The organism is Streptomyces sp. NBC_00012, from assembly GCF_045040875.1.
GTDB lineage: Bacteria > Actinomycetota > Actinomycetes > Streptomycetales > Streptomycetaceae > Streptomyces.
This window is the reverse complement of sequence record NZ_CP108309.1, coordinates 5711084-5729510: the sequence shown is the minus strand read 5'-3', so window position 1 is coordinate 5729510 and position 18427 is coordinate 5711084. Positions and strand designations below refer to the sequence as shown.

Sequence of the window (18427 nt, the reverse complement as noted above, 5' to 3'; positions counted from 1 at the left end):
GCCCGCATACGGGAACACCTGACTCTCTGAGCTACACACTCGCCACGAGTGTCCCCCCGCACATGACCCACAGTCCGTTGAAGGGGCCATGCTCTTACAGGCGAGCCGGGTAGGCCGACACCCGCTTTAGGGGTTCGATCGCAGCCCGCTCCGGCAGCCGTCACTTGCTCTGGCACCCGCTTTAGGAGCGAGGTTGGGCGGTTGCTGGTGTGAGCTGCGAAGACGTGGCTTGGAGCAAGGCCCCGAGTCTGCACTGTTGTTGCCGCCGAGTCCCCGTGAGTCCCCGCCCGTTCTGGCACAGGAGTGGCACGCCTGTGTGGTGGTGAGGCAGCCGACCCTTGTCGCACCCCGGGTCGCTCTTCTAATCAGTACCGTCATCGTCGAGTGAAGTGCGCGCCTTCTCGATGAAGTCATCTAGCTGATGCTGTGGTTATGAACTCCTCGTAAACCACTTGCCGCGAGTCACGGCGTTGTCGCCGGTGCTCGCCTCTCGCCGTAGTCTTCGCTTGTTCCCGCGCGGCCCACCCCGTAGCGAGTGCCGCCCCCGCCAACGCTCCCAGTACTGCTGCCACCCCTGCGTCCATCGAAGGCGGATTAGCGGCGAATCGCGACGTGCACCCTGACTCTTGCCTTACCTACCACTCTCCCCTGCTCCCATCCCGTCCGCCGTCGACCCACACACCGTGGAGCGGGCGTGGTTCATGGCGTCCAGGTGGAGCGCGCCACTGTACGAACGACCTGGATGCCATGGGCCGCGTCTGCTCGGCTCTGCCTGGGTCGATGGCGGACGGGATGGGAGCTCCCCGCGCACGCCACCACGGACCCGCAGACGGAAACGGCGCCCCTCCATCCCGGTGCCGGCCGATCCCCCGCCGGAGGCGGACTACCTCGCTCGCCTCCGGCGAGCTTGGGCAAGGAACCCCCGGCTTCTTGCCTCAGTAACAGAAGGTGCGGCCTACGGCCGCGCAAACCTTGGTAGCTCGCTGCGCTCGCGCGCGACGGCGTTCGGGAGCTCCCGCCCGCCGCGTGCTTCCGGGCCGACTCGGACCTAGCGTGCCCGACGGGTCGGCACAGTCTCTGAGACTCTCCCGGCTACGCTCGCGCGGGAGCGCCCCGCGGCGCGTGGCTGCGGGGCGCGTGGCTGCGGGGCGCGTGGCTGCGGGGCGCGTGGCTGCGGGGCGCCTTGTGGGGTTTAGTCGACCTGCTCTCCGTCGTGCGTACCGCCCTTGCAGAGGTTGTCCGCCAGATCGGGCATTCCGCCGCCCTGCCTGCACTCAGATGGGGTGACGACGGATGGGGCACCCTGTGCGGTGGCGGCGGTGGCGGTGGCGGCGCCTGTGAGGCTGAGTCCGGCGAGGGCTGCCGTGGCGATGACGGCGGCAAGGATTCGTCGAATGCGCATTTGGTTCGCCTTTCACGGATTGCCTCGGTTGGGGCACTAATCAGCTTGACTTCCACCCATGTGGGTGGCACGTCATGTTGAGCCATTCGGGTGACAGTGCTGTCAGGTGCGGGGGCGGTGACGCGACCCGTCGGACAGGCCCTGGAACGAAGAGACCACCCCGGCCGGATGGGTGGTCTCTTCGTTGTTCCGGAGGGGGCAGCGTCCGCAACCATCGTCTTGGCCGTGGGCCGCTCTATGCGGTGATCGACTCATGGCCACCGGCCCTATCCACCAGTGGGCGCGCGTCGGCGCAGCGCGGGCGGAGCGGGCCGGAGGCAGGAGCGTCGCCCGCAGCGGAGCCGGGAAGCGCGCCCGGCGGAGCGGAGCGCAGCCGGGGCTTGATGGAGTAGGGAAAGTTCTACCGCGCTGGGATCAGGTGCTTGCCGTCGTGGCTCCGCACGTGAGGGCCGGCCCCGTCCAGGGCATCCAGCAGGCGGATCGCGTAGACCTCGGACATGCGCTCGCTGATCTGCTCCTGGGTGAGCCATTCGACTGCCACGGATTCCGCGGACGTGCGCTCAGTGCCTCCAGAAGGCTTGCACCGGAAGACCAAGGCGACGATGCCCCGGGTCGTGTTCTTGTAGACCCCGGTGAGTTCGTCCACCTCGACGTGGATACCCGTCTCCTCCAGGACCTCGCGCACGACGCCCGCCTCCGGGGTCTCGTGCGGCCACTTCTCCTCCAAGTCGCGTCGGTACTCGACCACCCTCGGCGTACTCCGCCAGGCCCGCGCCGTTTTCCGCGCCGTACAGGAACGTGACGCCCTCGGCCTGGAGGAGCACGAACCGGACACCGTCCTCGTCCTCGCCGACTGGCAGTACGCCGGCCACGGCCACACCCCGGGTGAGTCCGCCCTCGCCGCCACCATCGCCCGCGACCTCCGGCTCAACCGAGAAACCGCACGCGAGGAACTTCGGTCAGCCTCTGACGAGAGGGAGTGGTGACCATGGCAACGCGGCTCCCGGCCCGCTACCTGACGCCTGACGACCTGGTGGAGATGTTCGACCTCCCCAGCGTCGAAACGGGCTACCAATGGCGTCGCAAGCGGGTTGGTCCTCGCGGATTCCGTGTTGGCCGGCACCTGCGGTACGACCCGGATGACGTCCGCGCCTGGGTCGAGTGCCTCCAGGAGGGGGCTGCCGCCTGATGGCCGGACATATCCAAGACCGCTGGTACAAGGTCGAGATCGGCGCGGACGGCAAGACCCGCAAGGTGAAGAGCGACCGATACGGCATGGGTCTCCGCTACCGCGCCCGCTACATCGGCCCGGACGGCACCGAGAAGTCCAAGAGCTTCCCGGGCAAGCAGAGGCGCCTGGCCGACGTCTGGCTGACCAACATCGAAGCCGACATGGCTCGCGGCCAGTACATCGACCCGCGAGCGGCACGGACCACCTTCCGTGAGTACACCGAGCGCTGGATCGCGGCACTGACCACCGACCTCACGAGCCGGGCCGCGGTGGAAGGGCGGCTACGCCTTCATGCCCTGCCTTACCTCGGAACGCGCCCGATCGGCTCGTTCCAGCCGGAGCACATCCGCGACTGGAATCGTCAGCTCGAAAGTGCCGTGACGTCAGCCTCCTACCGGCGTCTGATCTTCAATGCGGTCTCCTCCGTGCTCACCGCGGCCGTGGATGACCGTCTGCTGGCCTCAAATCCCTGCCGAGCCCGATCCGGTCAAGGCGCCTCGCCCCGCGCCCTCTCGCGTCCGTCCGTGGTCGGCCTCGCAAGTCTTCGCCGTGCGGGCCGGCCTCCCCGAGCGCTACCAGGCAATGACCGACGTCGGCGGCGGCTGCGGCCTCCGCCAGGGCGAGATCTTCGGTCTCGCGGTCGACAACATCGGAGACCTCGGCTGGCTCTATGTCCGGCAGCAGGTGAAGAAGGTCCGCGGCTCTCTCGTCTTCGCACCGCCGAAGCGAGGCAAGCTCCGGGGCGTTCCGCTGGACCCCGAAGTGTCAGTGGCCCTGACCGAGCATCTGAAGCGCTTCCCGCCGGTCGACGTGACCTTGCCCTGGGTGACGCCCACCGGGCCCAAGGTCACACATCGGCTTGCCTTTACAAGCAGCGTCGGCACCGCCCTGTGGAGCAACGGCTTCAACGACGAGCGGTGGAAGCCCGCGCTCGCCGCCGCCGGCATCATCCCGGTGCCGGACAAGGGCCAGCGTTACGCGGCGGCCCGTGAGCACGGACGGCCCCGGTACGCGTCGGCGTACCGGGGCCGTCATCAGCGAACGTGACAGTCCGCCCCGTATTCGTCACTCCGCGATCCAGGGTGCGGGGCGACGGTGCGGAATTACTGTGCGGAAGGCTGGGCCTTGCGCTTGCGGAGGAGGAAGACCGCGCCGCCGCCGACGACGACGAGGGCGATCGCGACGCCCGCGATGACCGGGGTGGCGCTGGAGCCACCGGTCTCGGCGAGGTCACCCGAGCCGCCGGAGGTGCTGCCGCCGGAGGTGGCCGGAGCGGGCTTGTCGCCGCCGGTCTGGGTGTCGGTGCCGCCGGTGGCGCTGCCGCTGGTCTTGCAGTCCAGGACGCCCTTGAACGTCTTGGAGAAGCCGCCGGGTCCGGTGATCGTGAAGTCGTACGCCTGGTCCTCGGCGACCGGGACCGTGACGGTCTCGGACTTGCCCGCCTCGATGGTGTGCTTCACACCGGCCAGCTCGAAGGTGAATGCCTCGTCGCCCGTGTTGGCGGCGGTGACGTCCACTCCGCCCTTGGCGCAGTTCTTCTTCGCCGAGACGGCCGGGATCGCGCCCTTCTTGGCCCAGGTACCGGTGGCGGTCGCGGAGACCGTGGACTCGCTGGAGCCGGCCAGGATCATGGTCTGGCTCTTGGTGACACCGGCGAACGCGCGGCCGACCGGCACCGAGGTGGTGGCCTGGACCGTCAGCGAGGCGGAGCCGTCGGCGGTGCCCTCGGGCACGTCGAAGTAGAGCTCGGCGCCGTTGGCCGCGGCGGTGACGGGCTTGCCGGCCTTGTCGGTGACCTTGACGCCGCTGGCGGCGTCGGCGGGCGGGGTCACGGAGACCTGGCCGGCGTTGGTGCGGACGGTGACCGGGCCGAGCCGCTCACCGGACTTGCCGGAGACCGCTGCCGGGTCCAGAGCCAGGGACGGCTTGGGCTCGGCCTGGTCGACGGCGCTGCGCTCCAGCCAGTCGGCCAGCTTCTCTGCCTGGCCGTCGGTGGCCTCGACGTTCACGTCGTCCGAGTAGCGCCAGATGGCGACCTGGGTGCCCGCCGCCGCGGTCTTCTCGGTGAGCGGGCCGGTGCCGGCCTCCTTGGCGAGCGCCGCGAGGTCGTCGACCTGCGGGTAGGAGTGCTCCAGGACCCAGCGGATCTTGCCGGCGTTCTTGTTGCTGCCGAGCGAGGTCTGGTTCCAGGGGGTCTCCAGGTACTTCGCCTGGTCCTGGGTGGGGTTGTGGATGTCGATGCAGTACGTCTTGAGCTTGCCGCCGCCGTCGACGGTCATCTCGAAGAGACCGGCGGGCAGCTGCTGGTCCCTCTTGCCGTCCGTGTGCAGCACGGCGCGGTCGAAGGTCTTCAACCCGTCCAGCACCGCGGCCGCGCCGCCCTGATGCTGCGGCGCCTCGTCGGCGACCGCGCCGCCCGCGCCGACGAGGGCGCCTGCCATGACCAGACCGGATGCCACCACCGACGCGGCCAGCCGGGCTATGCCGCGCCGCCGTGGAGAATTGGCCGTCGTCCCCAAGGACGACGAAGCGGTCGCTGAAGAAGCAGAAAACACAGAATTCCCCTCCGGGCGGGACCCTCCGCGCCTGATGCGCGTGTGGGGATTGCCCCGCCAGTCGACTCAAGTGCCCCGTGAGTACTGGGGAATCCTAAGGACGAAGCGATGAACAGTCCCCCGTCGTACCGTCGTACAACCATTCCGAATCGGAATCGTTATCACCGGTATCACTCGCGTTCGCCTCCCCGGCCGTTCCTGGCCCGTTTCCCGGCCCGCATTCGACCTGCTCCCGGCCCTCTTCGGGCCCGTCAAGGCACCGGAGCCAGTTCCTGTGCGGCCTTCTGACGGTTCGTCGACCGCCTGCTCCGGGAACCTTCCGGCCCCCCGGACGCGTCAGGCCCGCCCGGCCCGGCGACCTCCTCCGGCTGCGCCGGCACGCCCGCCCGCTCCGCGCTCCCCACCCGCGCCGTCAGCGCGGGCTCACCCCTCATCACCCGCCGGAACGCGGCCGTCCCCCGTGTCAGATCGTGGCCCACCGCGACCGCCTCGATGTCCACGAACGTCCGCCGCTGTCCCTCCCGTTCCTCCTCGCGCACCTTCAGCCGGCCGTGCACGACCAGTGGTTCCCCGACCGAAACGGAACCGGACAGATTCAATGCCAGAGTCCGCCAGGCCCACACGGTGTAGAAGCTGGTGTGCCCGTCCGTCCAGAGCTGTTTCTCGCGGTCCCAGCGGCGCGGCGTCACCGCGAACCGGAATCGCGCCATTGGGCCGGTCGCGGTCTCCCGGAACTCCACCCCCGTAGCCGCGTTGCCCACCAATGTCACCAAGGTGTCGTTCATGACTCCGCCTCCCCTTCGGCCTTCGGAACAGCGCCCGCGTCCACGCGGTCACTGGTCCCAGGTTGAAGGGGAGGCGGAAATCCTGCCGACGCCTGTGGATTACCCGCCGGTTGTGGAAATCTCCGTCACCGCCGCGTACCTCTCGCGCACCTCGCGGTACCGCACGAGCTCCGCGGCCACCGGGTCGAGCACCCGTGCCCGCCCGCAGGCCGCCGCCGCCTCGCGCAACTGCCGCTCGGTCTCCTGCCCGTACCGGCGGGCCGGCCCGCGCGCCGCGGCCGCGCACGACCACTCCACGAGCGGCCCGCCGAAGACCCCGGTCAGCATCACCAGGGCGGGCGTGACGAAGCCGGGTTCGAGCACGCCGACGATCTGCCCGACCAGCCAGAGCCCGCCGAAGATCTGCAGCAACGTCATCGCGGCCTGCGCCAGCACCGCCGCGGGCCACCACTTCGGCCGCGGCGGCTTCCCGCCCACCCGGCCGCTGTGCGCCACGCCCGAGGCCCCGGCCACGCCCGTCGCCACCACCGCCGGGCCGCCCGGGGTGTGCTCCGCGCCGGCCTTCTCCACCAGCGCGTCGAGCGCCTCCGGCAGCCCGTCCGCGCCGTGCACCGCCGCCTCGCGGACCGCCTGTGCCCAGGGGGCGGGCAGCCCGTCGGCGGCCTCGTCCGCCACCGTCCGTACCGCCTGCTCGACGCACTGCCGGGCGGTGAGCTGTTCCTCGGGCGGGTCGGGCTGCGCCGGGCACTCCGGCCTTCCGGACTGCCGGGTGGACTCGTACCAGCGCCAGAGCCTCAACCACGGTGTGCCGCACGCCCGTCCGGCGTTCCTGCGCCACTCCCGCTCGGCCGCCTGGCCCGCCGCGGCCGCCCCGACGGCTTCCGCCAGCCGGTCGGCGAACTCCTCGCGGGTCTGTTCGCCGAGACCGGGCCGCCCCTCGGCCACGTACACCGGGCGGAGCCTGGCCGCGGCGGCGTCCACGTCCGCGGAGAGCCTGCTCGCCGCAGCGGTGCGCTCCTGGACGAACCGGCCGAGCACCTCGCGCAGTTCGCCGACGCCCTCGCCGGTGAGCGCGGACAGGGACATCACCGTGGCGCCGGGTTCGCCGTGTTCGCCCAGTGCCATGCCGTCCTCGTCGAGCAGCCGGCGCAGATCGTCGAGGACCAGGTCGGCGGCGTCGCCGGGCAGCCGGTCGATCTGGTTGAGGACGACGAAGGTGATCTCGGCGTGCCCGGCGAGCGGTCGCAGATAGCGTTCGTGCAGGGCCGCGTCCGCGTACTTCTCCGGGTCGACGACCCAGATCACGGCGTCGACCAGCGCCAGTACCCGGTCGACCTGATCCCGGTGTTCGGTCGCCGCCGAGTCGTGGTCGGGCAGATCGACGAGCACGAGCCCCTGAAGCGCCTCGTCGGTGTCCGCGCCGCCCTGCTGCGGCCTGCGCCTGAGCCGTCCCGGAATGGCGAGCCGGTCGAGCAGTCCGGCGGCCCCGTCGGTCCAGGAGCAGGCGATGGGGGCGGCGGTGGTCGGCCTGCGCAGCCCGGTCTCGGAGATCTGGGCGCCCGCGAGGGTGTTGAACAGCATCGACTTGCCGCTGCCGGTGGCCCCGGCGATGGCGACGACGGTGTGCCGGGAGGAGAGCCGCTGCCGGGCCGCCGCCTCGTCGAGCACCCGTCCCGCTTCGGCGAGGGTGTCCCCGTCGAGCCGGGCCCGGGACAGTCCGACGAGTTCACGCAGCGCGTCGAGCCGGGGCCGGAGCGGACCGCCGGAAGGCACGTAGGCCTCGACCTGGGGCGGCCTTACGTCGTCGTCCCGGGCGGGCCCGGGTTCGGGGTCCGCGGCCTTGACCACCGCCCGCCGGGCGATGAGCCCGTCATTCCAGTCCCGGCCCGGCTCCGGCACCCGGCCCGGCTCCGGCACCCGGCCGGCCTCCGGCGCCAGGACCGGCCCGTCGGTCTCCCGGTCCTCGTGGGGAGCGGGGCTCCCGGCCGGGCCGGTCCCCTCATCAGTGACGGCAGTCATCGCTGCCACCTCTCCTTCTGCAGTACGGACAGCGCGGCGATCAGTTCGGCCTGCGGCTCAGGGGCCACGTCGAGCGCGTCGAGCGGTGCGAGCCGCCGGTCGCGCTCGCCGTTCAGCACCCGGTCCAGGCATTCGGTGAGCAGCACCCCGCCCTTGTCGCGCAGCCGCAGCGCACCCTGGGCGCCGATCCGTTCGGCGAGCTGCTCCCCGGCGCCACGGGTGCGGCGGCCGCCGAGCAGCTCGGCGGCCAGCAGCGCGGCCACGGTCTCGGCGTCGGGCGCGGCATTGCGTTCCAGGCTGCGCACCTCCTCCTCGGCCAGCTCCTCCAGAACCCGCCACCACCGCCGTACGGCCATGGCGATCCGGCCCCGGATGTCCTCGGCGGGCCCCCACCCCCCGGCCTCCCGCCCGACGTCCTCGAAGCCGAACTCGCCGGCCGCGGGTTCGCGCTGCCAGGTCGTACGGATCTGCTCGTCGGCGGCGGCCACGGCGCACTGCAGAAGCGCGGCGAGGCTCTCCACCAGCGCGTCGAGGAGTTCCTCCGAGGTGCTGTACCGCGGGTAGCCGCGCCACCTGGTCCGGGCGTCCCCGGCGAGCACGCCGCCGCCGCGCAGCCTGCGCCGGACCCGGGCGCCCTCCGCCCGGTACGCGTCCTCGACCACGCCGGTCAGCCGCACGGCCGCCGCGTACTGCGCCGCGACCGCCCCGGCCAGCTCGGGCATCCGTACGTCCAGCGAGTCGATGACCCCGGCCGCCGTACGCCCGACCGCCTGCTGGCGGGCCGCCGGGTCCTGGGCGCGGTGGCTGAGCCAGGCCCGCAGCGGGGCGACGGCGGTCGCGGGCAGCAGTCCGCTGCCGCCACCGGCCGATTCGGGCAGCTCGGGAATGGTGAAGCGCGGCACCTCGCCGAGCCCCGCCCGGGTGAGCAGCGCACCGTACTGCCGCGACACCTCGGCGATCACCTGGTGCGGCACCCGGTCGAGGACGGTGACGAGCGAGGCGTCGTACTGCTTGGCGGTACGCAGCAGATGCCAGGGCACCGCGTCGGCGTACCGGGAGGCCGTGGTCACCATCACCCACACGTCCGCGGCGCAGATCAGCTCGGCGGCCAGCCTCCGGTTCCGCACCACGAGCGAGTCGATGTCGGGTGCGTCGAGCAGCGCGAGCCCGCGCGGCAGCCCCGGCGAGGTCTCGACCCGCAACGAGGTCCCGTCCTCCTCCTCGCCGCCGTCGAGTCCGTCGAGGTCGTCGCACCGGCCAGGCCCCCCGGACTCCTCCGGCGGCAGCCAGACCCGGGTCAGCCGCGGCAGTACGCGTGCCCCCGCGAACCAGTGGTGATCGTCCGGATGGCAGACGAGCACGGGCGTCCGGGTGGTCGGCCGCAGCACCCCGGCCTCGCTGACCGGCCGCCCCACCAGCGAATTGACCAGCGTCGACTTCCCCGCCCCGGTCGACCCGCCGATGACCGCGAGCAGCGGCGCTTCGGGATCCCTGAGCCGGGGAAGCAGATAGTCGTCGAGCTGGGCGAGCAGCTCGCTCCGGGTCTGCCGGGCGCGCGCGGCCCCCGGCAGCGGGAGTGGAAGACGCACGGCGGCGACACGGTCGCGCAGGGCGGAGAGTGCGTCGATGAGCTGAGGCCGTACGTCCAAGGTCACCACATGCGAAGAATGCCCAATTTTGGCGCCTTTTTGAAGCGTATAGCCACCTCTGCGCGCCGGTTCTCCCCCAGGGGCGAAGTCGGGACAGAGGGGATGAGTGGGGCGCAGGCATAACGAGTGCACAACACCCGGGGCGTGAGGCGTCAAAAGCGGTGCACGAATCCCACCCACCTGCGATTATCGGTTCGCTTCACCGAACCTCCACATCGTGCCACGCAGGTGAAGCAACCAGGACGAGGCGATCGGAGCCCTATCCTTGTCCCGGCAGGTCACCGACCGGCCCGGCCCCAGGGCTCCAGGCCGCCGAGGCCACCACCCGGCCCCCGTAGCTCAGTGGATAGAGCAGGCGCCTTCTAAGCGCTTGGCCGCAGGTTCGAGTCCTGCCGGGGGCGCAAACATAGCCTCACCTGCGAAAACGCCGGTGAGGCTTCTTTTTGGCGCGAAGCACATCGCTTACGCGTCAAGCGCCTTGACTGCCCACGACAGTGGGCAGCATGGTGACCGCATGACAGACGCGCGGCACTACATCGCCCCCATGCCCGCCTCTTGGATCCGCTCCCTGCGACCCCGGAATCTTTCCGACAACACGATTCGCATCTACTCGCAAGCGACAAAGCCGTTCGGCGAGTCTGCTCGACAAAGAGAGCGGCTACCGGCCGCCGGACTACGGGACCGAGGGGCGACCGGCACCGGCCGACCTCGACGAGATCCACCGCGAGCACGTCGAGGCGTACATCACGGCCACGATGCAGCGTCGGGTTACGCCTCCGCGTCCCAACGCTCAGCAACGGCACGCGCCTTGGGTCCGATGCCGGCCTCGGAATCGAGAGTGCGGATCAGCACCGCGGGCGCGCCGTCGGCGAGCTCTTCGGCGGTGTATCCGATCGCCTGGAGGTGCGCGGCCGCCGCGACGACCTCGCGCGGCAGCCCGAGGCCGACGGCGAACGCGGAGACGAGCTGCGGGGTGATGTTGTACCCCTGCCCGGCGATGATCTTCCCGACCAGGCTCTTGCCCGGGCTCCAATTGGTCTCTGGGTCCACGGCGACAGCCGCGAAATCGCGCGTGCTCATCCGCCGGCCCGCGCCAACGCTCGCCTGCACAAGTTCGGTCAGTGCGTTGCGCTGTTCAGGCATAACCGCCCCCTCCGAACATTTGTGTCCACGCCCGCGAGTAGGTTGAAAGCGAAAAAGCAGGTCAAGGCGCGCAACCATCGCGTGCCCGCGTGCCCGCGTGCCATTGTCCACGATCGCGGGCGGCGGTGGGGGCCCGGCGGCGCTGGACACGGCCGACGCAGCCGACCAGTACGCCCTCGCGGTGGCCCGGCAGATCCTCAGCACCACCACCGGGCAGCCCGCCCCCCGCCGTGACCGAGGAGCCCGTGGCCGCTGGAACACGCCACTGCGGCCACGACGACTACCACGACGCCCACGAGTGGGCCGACCGCCCGCACATCTGGTGCCCCGGCCACAGCCTCACCGAGAAGCCGACCGAGATCAGCCTTCCCGACCTCTGCACCTACGGCGAAGGCCGTGCAGACGAGCAGCAGCCCACCGTGATCGAACTCCCCGCGTTCCTCGACGGAACCGCCACCCGCGCCGACCCCAACTGCCCGCATACGAAGCCGCAGCGAAGGCCATCTGCCAGGGCTGCCCCCTCCGGCCGGCCTGCGCCGACCACGCCCTCACCACCGGGGAGCAGCGCGGCACCTGGGGCGGCCTCACCGCCCGCGAGCGCCGTCGCCTCCTCCGTCCGACTGACCCGACTTGGCTTGACGAGCAGGGCCGAGTACGAGTGCCCTGCGGCACGTACAAAACGCTGATGGCGCACATTCGGTACGGCGAGACCTGCGAGCCCTGCCGGGATGCTCAGGCGGCCCGTACGCGGGCTGCACGGGTGGCACGGCTCGACAAGGAGCATGCGGTGGGCGGGACCGCGGCCGGGGCTGCGATCCACCGCCGCCTCGGCGAACCCGTGTGCGTCGGGTGTCGTGCCGCGGTGGCCCGGCAGTCCGCAGCGCAGCGAGCAGCACGGCTCGCCGAGGAGCAGCGGCCGGTACTCGCGTTGGCGTCGTGACGGCCGACGACGCGTGACGACGCAGCACAGACGCCCCGCCACCACCACGGTGACGGGGCGTCGACACGCTCGGACGACGGCTACGGCGACGGGTACCGCGATACGTCCGTCACCTTGCACGTCACCTTGCCCGACGCCTCTTCCAGGCCCTGCGCCTTCTGAACCGACTTTTGCCCGGGCGCCAAGTTGTTCGTTGCGGCCATGCCCTCACCGAAGCGCGTGCCCTCCGCGTTCACGAACTCCACGCTGATGATGTAGTTCGCCTTCTCCCCGGAGTGGTTCACGATCTCCACGTCCGCGTCCGGCCACGTAGTCATCGAGTTCACCGTGCACCCGGTGATCTTGACGTCCCCTTCCGGGCCCTTCTCCTTCTCGGCAGGCTTCGCCTTCTCCTTCTCGACCGGCTTCTCCGCCGGGGCGGTCTTCTCAGGTGCTTTCGCGGCAGGCGAGTGCCCTGTGGCGCTGCTCTCGGTCGTCGAGCCGACGCTCGCTATGCCAGCCACCAGGACGCCGCACCCCCCGAGCACGACCAGGCCGCCGATCACGGACAAGGTGACGATGAGCCCGGTCTTCGACTTCTTCGGTGGCGGCATCGGCGCACCCCACCCCGGGCCCGGTTGCGGCGGGTACTGCCCCGGCTGCTGCTGCCACTGCTGGGGCTGCTGGCCGGGCTGCGGCGGGTACGACATGGATCCCCCCATGGGATGTACAGGTGTGAGGGGACACCGTACGGCCTGCCCGGAATGCGCGACCCCAGAAGCGGACAGATCGTGACGACATTGTGAACGCTCGCCACACGCCCGGCCCGCCGCCACGCCTCTCCGATCAATCCAGATCGCTCGCACCGACCGCATCACCCAGGCCACCTGGAGTGAGGTCGCGGCGAGGCCATGTCCGTAGGAGCCTGAAAAGGCACGCCTGTACTCGCAGATCCAAGGAGAAATCCATGCGCACCAACAAGGCGTTCGCAGTTCTCAGCTCAGCACTGGTCGTCGGCAGCCTGACAGTCGCACCGGCACTCACCTCGCAGGCGTCGGCCGCCCCCAAACCTACGCAGTCAGTAGCCGCGCCCAACGCTGTCACCGATTCCTACCGGGACGGCTACCGCCAGGGTTTCCGGAATGGATACGCGGACGCGCGGGACGACTGCGACCTCAGCTCCGGTTACGGCTTCCGCAGCCAGTCATCAAACGAGCGATGGTCGCAGGGTTACGCCAACGGCTACGACGACGGCTACAGCCGATCCTTCGACCGGTTCTGTTAGCGGCCTTCACTGACCGGCTGCGCCTCACGTGGCCGGCCCATCGGCCCATCCGGGCATGGGCCCAGCCTCGCCCCGACGCACCGCGACGCACATCGGACTACTCCGACGACGCCCGGTGCTTCCCCGCCGCGATCTGGCCGGCCGTCTCCCCGGTCACGCCCATCCGCTCACCGATCGCCCGGTACGTGTGCCCCTGCCCCTTGGGAAGCCCGTCCAGCGACAGGACCCCCCGCAAGCCGCCAACCAGCGGGTATGACACCCCTACAACACGCTGCGCCCCGCCGTGTCGTACAGCGGGGCGCAGCCGTACGACCGGACGGCCCGAGTGTTGTGCGCGGGAGCTGCTGCAACCTTTCGGCCGCCTCGCCTGTCTCACAGAGCACAGATCTACGTACGGAGAGTGCCATCGTGAGACCCGCCGCTGTCCTGCTCGCCGCCGCCGCGCTGCTCGCCCTGACTGCCTGCTCGGTCAAGGAGAAGGACGTGCCGAAGCCCGCGCCGACGAAGAGCGTCGACCACTCGGCAGCCGAGAAGGCCTCGGGTATCCCGCCCGCCCCGACCGGTAACGACCGCGACGCGTACCTAGATGCGATCGCAGCCGTTGACCCGCAGATCATCGTGGACGAGGAGAAGGCGATCGATGCCGGGCGGAACCAGTGCAGCAGCCTCGCAGGCGGGGGCGCCAAGGTGGATCGGCTCGCGGCGCAGCGCTTCGGGAATGACGCCAGGCCGCTCACGGACGCACAGGGCAAGGCGCTGAACGCCGCGCTGCGCAAGACCCTTTGCCCCGCCTGACGTTGCCGCCCGTTATCGATCTGTGATCGAATCAGGGTGACCCCGCCATGCCCGGAAGTAGCGACTGGTCGAGCCGTTGTATCCGCCGCACCTCAAATGCAACGGTTCGGCAGCTGCGTACGAAGTCTTCAGCAGTACCGAGCATGACCGTCTCCGGTCTATGAACTGCCTGGTTACGCAAGTCCCGCAACTGAGCGAGGATATCCAGCGCGGCAGGCGCGAGACCCAGCCCTTCAAGCTCCTGCATCAGGTGTTGGGTTGTGCGACTGGACGGCCGATGGTCCAATACTCCCCTTTCCCTCAGCAGGTCCCTGCATAGCGACTTGCTGTGGTGCCTCTACTGTGGCGCGGTGATGACTGAAGTGATCGTTCTCAACGGTGGTTCCAGCTCGGGGAAGTCCGGGATCGTCCGGTGTCTGCAGGCAGTCCTGCCGGATCCGTGGCTGGCCCTGGGGACAGACACGCTGGTTGATGCGATGCCTGTGTCCATGCAGGCATCGGATGCCGGGATCGAGTTCGCTCCGGACGGACAGGTGATCGTCGGGCCGGAGTTCCGGGCGCTGGAAGCGGCATGGATCGAGGGGGTTGCCGCGATGGCCCGTGCGGGTGCCCGGGTCATCGTTGATGAGGTGTTCCTCGGCGGAGTGGACTCGCAGAAGCGATGGCAGAAGGGTTTGGGTGAACTGCGGGTGCTGTGGGTCGGCGTCCGGTGCGACAGTGCGGTTGCCGCGGGCCGTGAGGTCGCGCGAGGTGATCGGGTCATCGGCATGGCGGCGTCCCAGGCGGATGTGGTCCACCGGGGCATGGTCTATGACCTGGAGCTGGACACCACGCATGCCGAGTCGATGGAGTGCGCACGGGCCATCGCCGCGCATGTCAGCTGACAGAGGCCGAGCTCGTTGAACCGGTGGATCACGTCGCGGACGGTGTCTCGTCGGCCTGGACCAATCAGCCCGAGGGCACCCGGCTCGAACCACAGCCCGGTGAACATCGCGGTCGGAGCACTGGCGAGCGCGGCGTGGTGGTGACGTAGGTCCGGGCTCATCCCCCGAGCAGGTCAGGCGCGCAGGAAGGTCAGGACCGCCAGGACCCTGCGGTGTGTCTCGTCGGCCGGGGGAAGGTCCAGTTTGGCGAGGATGTTGCCGATGTGTTTGCCCACCGCCGCCTCGGAGACGACCAGTTCACGGGCGATCGCGCCGTTCGACCGGCCCTGGGCCACCAGGGCGAGCACCTCGCGTTCGCGGGCGGTGAGGCGTTCCAGCGGATCGCGGCGACGGCGCAGGAGCTGGCGCACGACCTCCGGGTCGACGACCGTGCCGCCGTCGGCGACCTCGCGCAGCGCGTCGGTGAACTCCTCGATCTGGCCGACCCGGTCCTTGAGCAGATAGCCGACGCCCGAGCCGTCGCCGGAGTCCAGGAGGTCGGCGGCGTAGGCGCGTTGGACGTACTGGCTCAGGACCAGCACCGGGAGGTCGGGGCGTTCCGCGCGGAGGCGGATCGCCGCGTGCAGGCCCTCGTCCTGGAAGTCGGGCGGCATCCGGACGTCGGTCACGACGATGTCCGGGTCGTGTTCGGCCACGGCCGTCGCGAGTGCTTCCGCGTCACCGACCGCCGCGACCACCTCGTGGCCGAAACGGCCGAGCAGGCCCGTCAGTCCCTCGCGCAGCAGCACGCTGTCCTCGGCCAGGACTACACGGAGCGATCGGTCCACTCGCAAGGGATCTCCACACTCAATCGGGTCGGGCCGCCGGCCGGGCTGGACAGCGCAAGTCTGCCATCGAGCACGGAAATCCGGTCGGCCAGGCCGGTCAGTCCGCTGCCTCCGCCGGACGTGCTCGCGCCGCCCCGTCCGTCGTCGTGGATCTCCAGGAAGAGGTGACCCGCGCGGTGGCCCCCGCTGACCCCGGCGCGGCTCGCGCCGCTGTGCCTGGCGACGTTGGCCAGTGCTTCGCAGACCACGAAGTAGGCGGCCGCCTCGACGGCTTCGGGGAGCCGGCCGGGCAGGTCGAGCCGCAGATCGACGGGGATCACGGAGCGTTCGGCGGCGTCGGCGACGGCGGCCTGGAGGCCGTAGTCGGCCAGCACCTGGGGATGGATGCCGTGGATCAGTTCGCGCAGTTCCGCGAGGGCCTTGCCGGCCTCCTCGTGGGCCCTGGCGAGCTGGTCGGCGAGGGGGCCCGGCGGGGCGTCCAGGCGGGCCAGGCCCAGCATCATGGTGAGGGCCACGATGCGCTGCTGGGCGCCGTCGTGCAGATCGCGTTCGATGCGGCGGCGCTCGGCCTCGAAGGCGTCGACCAGCCGGACCCGGGAGCGGGTCAGTTCCATGACCCGATCGTCCGGCTCCGTGGGTCCGGGGGTGAGCAGGAGGCGGGCCAGTTCCGCCCTGGCTCCGGCCAGGGCGCCCAGGGCGTAGCCGCCGAGCAGCAGGAGGACGAGTCCGCAGGCCGCCGTCGCGAAGGCTTCGGGCCAGGTCGTGACCGTCCACAGCTTCACCACGCGGAGCTCCTCGCCGTCCCCGTAGACCTCCATCAGTGACGGGGTGCTCGTCATCGCGAGGGGTGCGGCCGTGCAGACGCCCACCGCCAGGGCGTCGAGCGGCCACAGGACCACGGCGAACAGCACCGCGTACCCGAGCTCCCACCAGGTCGCCCGTTCCCGGAACCGGCACACCGCCCAGCTCCGCAGCCCCGGTTCGGCCGGGCGGCGGTGCGGGTCCGGGGCCGGGGCGGGGCCCATCAGGCCGAGCCTGCGCCGCTCCAGGGCGGCCACCGGGATGCCGGACAGGGCCAGGAGGGCGAGCAGCGGAAGGCCGATCAGTACGACGGAGAGCGCACCGCCCACGACCGCGCCGGTCACGGTCACCACCAGGACGGCCGCGCCGGCCAGGGCGCCGCTGATCAGGTAACCGGCCGACCGCCAGGGCCAGGAGGACCGCAGGTAGCGGGAGGTCTGCAGGGCCTGCCACACGGTGCGGGGGCCACTCGTTCGGCTCATGGCCTCACCGTAGAAGGCGGTCCCCGGGCGGGTACATCCGTGCTGCCCGACTCCTGGGGGTAGGGCCGGCCCTACCCCCGGGGGCGGGGTCGCGGAGTCAGCGGTTGAAGGACGAACCCAGCGCCGCGTTCGTGCCCACGGTGCCGAGCGTTCCGTGGCCGAAGGTGAACGAGCCCTTGGCCACCGGGCCGGCCGCCGTGGTCGGGAAGATCCACAGGGAGCCGGCGCCCGCGTTCTCGCCGGGGGCGCCGACGGCCAGTTCGCTGCGGCCGTCGCGGTCGGCGTCGACCAGCCTGGCGGCGCCGCCGAACCGGTCGTTCGCCTCGGCCACTCCGGGAACGTCCGCCGTGTCCTGGTTGAAGCCCAGCGTGCCGGTTCCGGTCGGGCCGGACGCGGTGCCGGGCAGGATCAGGACCGAGCCCGCGTCCTTCGTCGTGCCGAGGTCCTCGCCCGGGACGCCGACGGCGATGTCGCCGTAGCCGTCGCCGTTCATGTCACCGATCGACACCGAGGCCCCGAAGCCGTCGCCCCTCTCGGCGACGCCCGGGACACCGGCGCTGTCCTGGTTGAGGACCTTGGCCCGGTCGCCCTGCGGGCCGTTCGCGCCGCCCGGTACGTAGGTGATCATGCCGCCCTTGGCGAGCGGGAGGTCCAGGTCGCTGTCGTAACCGTCGACCGGGCGGCCCACGACGAGGTCGGCGTACTTGTCGCCGTTGACCTGGCCGGCCGTGATGGTCTCGCCGGCCTGGAGGCGGCCGCCCTTGGCGTCGTTGACGACGGTGTAGTCCTCGGCGAGGCCGGTGGCGCCGCCTTCGCGGATGACGATGCGGCGGGCGTCGTACTCGTCGCCGTCGTGGACGACACCGGCCAGGTCGTCACGGCCGTCGCCGTCGAAGTCGCCCGCGGTGATGTCCATGTAGCGCACGTCGTCCGTGTCGGGGATCTCCCTGGCGGGCGCCTCGGCGCTGCCGTCGCGCTTGAACGGGCCCGACAGGACGAAGGTGTTGTGCATGCCGACGGTGACGATATCCATGGCGCCGTTGCCGTCGAAGTCGCCGGCCGCAGTCCTGGCGCCGACCTCGTCGTACAGCTCGTCGCCGGTCAGGAGGGTGGCGCCGCCGGACAGCCCCTGCGCGCCGCCCCAGATCACGGTGAGCGAACCGGCCGCCCCGGCCGTGCCGATCTTCTCGTTGCCCGCGCCGACCACGAGGTCGCTGTATCCGTCCTTGTCGAGGTCGGCGGAGACCACCGAGCTGCCGAACGCGTCGCCGGCCTCGGCGGAGTCCGGTATTCCGGGCGAGTTCTGGGTGAAGACCTGCTTGGTGGAGGTCTGCGGCCCGCTCTTGGAGCCGTACACCACGGCCACGTACCCAGCCTTGGCCTTGCCGTCGACGGTGGCGCCGGGCGCGGTGAACGCCAGGTCCGGATAGCCGTCACCGTTGAAGTCGTCGCGGCGCGGGGCCGCTGCGGACGCCGCGCCGTTCGCGGAGGCCGGCGCCGAGGTCGTGGCGCGGGCCGGCGTCGCTGCCTGGGCGGTGGGGAAGGTGATCACGGCGGTCGCCACGGTGATGGCGAGTACCACGGTGGTTCCTAGAGCGCGGGATGCCACGTGGACTCCTTCGTTCGGTGTGGGAGGTTCGGGTGAACAGT

At 70.9% G+C, this 18427-nt stretch carries 17 protein-coding genes, 1 tRNA gene and 3 pseudogenes; 9 read left to right on the top strand and 12 right to left on the bottom strand.

The genetic code is table 11. From position 1 onward, the window contains the following. Positions 1–1192 precede the first annotated feature (1192 nt). Both OHA19_RS26405 and OHA19_RS26400 read right to left on the bottom strand, forming a co-directional pair. The gene (locus tag OHA19_RS26405) at positions 1193–1402 is read right to left on the bottom strand and encodes a hypothetical protein (RefSeq protein ID WP_405751883.1); all 210 of its coding nucleotides are present in this window, start codon (positions 1400–1402) and stop codon (positions 1193–1195) included. 400 nt (positions 1403–1802) lie between these two features. Then, on the bottom strand, positions 1803–2129 hold the full coding sequence (locus OHA19_RS26400) for an NUDIX hydrolase (RefSeq protein WP_405712755.1): 327 nt from the start codon (positions 2127–2129) through the stop codon (positions 1803–1805). Between OHA19_RS26400 and OHA19_RS26395 the strand changes: the two are divergent. The 3 genes and pseudogenes from OHA19_RS26395 to OHA19_RS26385 all read left to right on the top strand — a co-directional run. Further along, positions 2113–2388, top strand: a pseudogene (locus tag OHA19_RS26395) (replication initiator); the annotation flags it as partial. The gene OHA19_RS26400 and the pseudogene OHA19_RS26395 sit on opposite strands and share 17 nt — an antisense overlap. Before the next feature lie 2 nt (positions 2389–2390). After that, positions 2391–2591, top strand: a complete 201-nt coding sequence (locus OHA19_RS26390) for a helix-turn-helix domain-containing protein (protein ID WP_405751880.1) — start codon at positions 2391–2393, stop codon at positions 2589–2591. After that, positions 2591–3632, top strand: a pseudogene (locus OHA19_RS26385) (tyrosine-type recombinase/integrase); the annotation flags it as partial. The gene OHA19_RS26390 and the pseudogene OHA19_RS26385, both read left to right, overlap by 1 nt. Before the next feature lie 104 nt (positions 3633–3736). On the opposite strand, the gene OHA19_RS26380 reads toward OHA19_RS26385, so the two are convergent. The 4 genes from OHA19_RS26380 to OHA19_RS26365 form a co-directional block, all read right to left on the bottom strand. Then, a complete protein-coding gene (locus OHA19_RS26380) occupies positions 3737–5188 on the bottom strand; it encodes an LAETG motif-containing sortase-dependent surface protein (RefSeq protein ID WP_405712758.1) in 1452 nt (483 codons plus the stop codon). Positions 5189–5439: 251 nt separating this feature from the next. Then, positions 5440–5973, bottom strand: coding sequence for a single-stranded DNA-binding protein (locus OHA19_RS26375; RefSeq protein ID WP_405712759.1), 534 nt, complete (start codon positions 5971–5973; stop codon positions 5440–5442). A gap of 99 nt (positions 5974–6072) precedes the next feature. Then, positions 6073–7992 carry a YfjP family GTPase gene (locus tag OHA19_RS26370; RefSeq protein ID WP_405751877.1) on the bottom strand — a complete coding sequence of 640 codons (1920 nt, stop codon included), beginning with the start codon at positions 7990–7992 and terminating at the stop codon, positions 6073–6075. Beyond that, entirely contained in the window at positions 7989–9641 is a 1653-nt protein-coding gene (locus tag OHA19_RS26365) for an ATP-binding protein (protein ID WP_405753318.1), read from the bottom strand. Before OHA19_RS26365 ends, OHA19_RS26370 begins: the two co-directional genes overlap by 4 nt. A gap of 328 nt (positions 9642–9969) precedes the next feature. On the opposite strand from OHA19_RS26365, the gene OHA19_RS26360 reads away from it, so the two are divergent. Beyond that, positions 9970–10042 (top strand) — tRNA-Arg (locus tag OHA19_RS26360). A gap of 367 nt (positions 10043–10409) precedes the next feature. On the opposite strand, the gene OHA19_RS26355 is transcribed toward OHA19_RS26360, so the two are convergent. Continuing rightward, positions 10410–10784 carry a hypothetical protein gene (locus OHA19_RS26355; RefSeq protein WP_405712763.1) on the bottom strand — a complete coding sequence of 125 codons (375 nt, stop codon included), beginning with the start codon at positions 10782–10784 and terminating at the stop codon, positions 10410–10412. A gap of 97 nt (positions 10785–10881) precedes the next feature. Between OHA19_RS26355 and OHA19_RS26350 the strand changes: the two are divergent. Then, positions 10882–11334, top strand: a pseudogene (locus OHA19_RS26350) (hypothetical protein); the annotation flags it as partial. Positions 11335–11469: 135 nt separating this feature from the next. Continuing rightward, entirely contained in the window at positions 11470–11724 is a 255-nt protein-coding gene (locus OHA19_RS26345; RefSeq protein ID WP_405722183.1) for a hypothetical protein, read from the top strand. An 80-nt stretch (positions 11725–11804) separates the two neighbouring features. On the opposite strand, the gene OHA19_RS26340 is transcribed toward OHA19_RS26345, so the two are convergent. After that, on the bottom strand, positions 11805–12413 hold the full coding sequence (locus OHA19_RS26340) for an FxLYD domain-containing protein (protein WP_405751874.1): 609 nt from the start codon (positions 12411–12413) through the stop codon (positions 11805–11807). Between the two features lie 257 nt (positions 12414–12670). Between OHA19_RS26340 and OHA19_RS26335 the strand changes: the two genes are divergently transcribed. Then, the gene (locus OHA19_RS26335) at positions 12671–12988 is read left to right on the top strand and encodes a hypothetical protein (RefSeq protein ID WP_405712766.1); all 318 of its coding nucleotides are present in this window, start codon (positions 12671–12673) and stop codon (positions 12986–12988) included. 97 nt (positions 12989–13085) lie between these two features. Here OHA19_RS26335 and OHA19_RS26330 read toward each other — a convergent pair whose 3' ends face one another. Next, on the bottom strand, positions 13086–13223 hold the full coding sequence (locus OHA19_RS26330; protein ID WP_405712768.1) for a hypothetical protein: 138 nt from the start codon (positions 13221–13223) through the stop codon (positions 13086–13088). 173 nt (positions 13224–13396) lie between these two features. Between OHA19_RS26330 and OHA19_RS26325 the strand changes: the two genes are divergently transcribed. Both OHA19_RS26325 and cpt read left to right on the top strand, forming a co-directional pair. Further along, positions 13397–13783, top strand: coding sequence for a hypothetical protein (locus OHA19_RS26325; protein WP_405751871.1), 387 nt, complete (start codon positions 13397–13399; stop codon positions 13781–13783). A gap of 353 nt (positions 13784–14136) precedes the next feature. Beyond that, positions 14137–14667 (top strand): chloramphenicol phosphotransferase CPT, encoded by a 531-nt coding sequence (gene cpt, locus OHA19_RS26320; RefSeq protein ID WP_405721468.1) that lies wholly within the window; start codon positions 14137–14139, stop codon positions 14665–14667. 173 nt (positions 14668–14840) lie between these two features. On the opposite strand, the gene OHA19_RS26315 is transcribed toward cpt, so the two are convergent. The 3 genes from OHA19_RS26315 to OHA19_RS26305 all read right to left on the bottom strand — a co-directional run bounded on the left by OHA19_RS26315 (position 14841) and on the right by OHA19_RS26305 (position 18386). Next, positions 14841–15500, bottom strand: a complete 660-nt coding sequence (locus tag OHA19_RS26315) for a response regulator (protein ID WP_405712772.1) — start codon at positions 15498–15500, stop codon at positions 14841–14843. Beyond that, positions 15473–16777 carry a sensor histidine kinase gene (locus OHA19_RS26310; RefSeq protein WP_405751868.1) on the bottom strand — a complete coding sequence of 435 codons (1305 nt, stop codon included), beginning with the start codon at positions 16775–16777 and terminating at the stop codon, positions 15473–15475. The genes OHA19_RS26315 and OHA19_RS26310 overlap by 28 nt, the downstream gene beginning before the upstream one ends. A gap of 97 nt (positions 16778–16874) precedes the next feature. After that, positions 16875–18386 carry an FG-GAP repeat protein gene (locus OHA19_RS26305; RefSeq protein WP_405751866.1) on the bottom strand — a complete coding sequence of 504 codons (1512 nt, stop codon included), beginning with the start codon at positions 18384–18386 and terminating at the stop codon, positions 16875–16877. Between the last annotated feature and the right edge of the window lie 41 nt (positions 18387–18427).

What these genes read in the sequence shown, in the direction of transcription:
- OHA19_RS26375 (WP_405712759.1), bottom strand. Translation starts at nt 5,973, where the DNA reads ATGAACGACACCTTGGTGACATTGGTGGGCAACGCGGCTACGGGGGTG.
- OHA19_RS26340 (WP_405751874.1), bottom strand. Translation starts at nt 12,413, where the DNA reads ATGTCGTACCCGCCGCAGCCCGGCCAGCAGCCCCAGCAGTGGCAGCAG.
- OHA19_RS26370 (WP_405751877.1), bottom strand. Translation starts at nt 7,992, where the DNA reads ATGACTGCCGTCACTGATGAGGGGACCGGCCCGGCCGGGAGCCCCGCT.
- cpt (WP_405721468.1), top strand. Translation starts at nt 14,137, where the DNA reads ATGACTGAAGTGATCGTTCTCAACGGTGGTTCCAGCTCGGGGAAGTCC.
- OHA19_RS26355 (WP_405712763.1), bottom strand. Translation starts at nt 10,784, where the DNA reads ATGCCTGAACAGCGCAACGCACTGACCGAACTTGTGCAGGCGAGCGTT.
- OHA19_RS26405 (WP_405751883.1), bottom strand. Translation starts at nt 1,402, where the DNA reads ATGCGCATTCGACGAATCCTTGCCGCCGTCATCGCCACGGCAGCCCTC.
- OHA19_RS26310 (WP_405751868.1), bottom strand. Translation starts at nt 16,777, where the DNA reads ATGAGCCGAACGAGTGGCCCCCGCACCGTGTGGCAGGCCCTGCAGACC.
- OHA19_RS26390 (WP_405751880.1), top strand. Translation starts at nt 2,391, where the DNA reads ATGGCAACGCGGCTCCCGGCCCGCTACCTGACGCCTGACGACCTGGTG.
- OHA19_RS26345 (WP_405722183.1), top strand. Translation starts at nt 11,470, where the DNA reads ATGGCGCACATTCGGTACGGCGAGACCTGCGAGCCCTGCCGGGATGCT.
- OHA19_RS26335 (WP_405712766.1), top strand. Translation starts at nt 12,671, where the DNA reads ATGCGCACCAACAAGGCGTTCGCAGTTCTCAGCTCAGCACTGGTCGTC.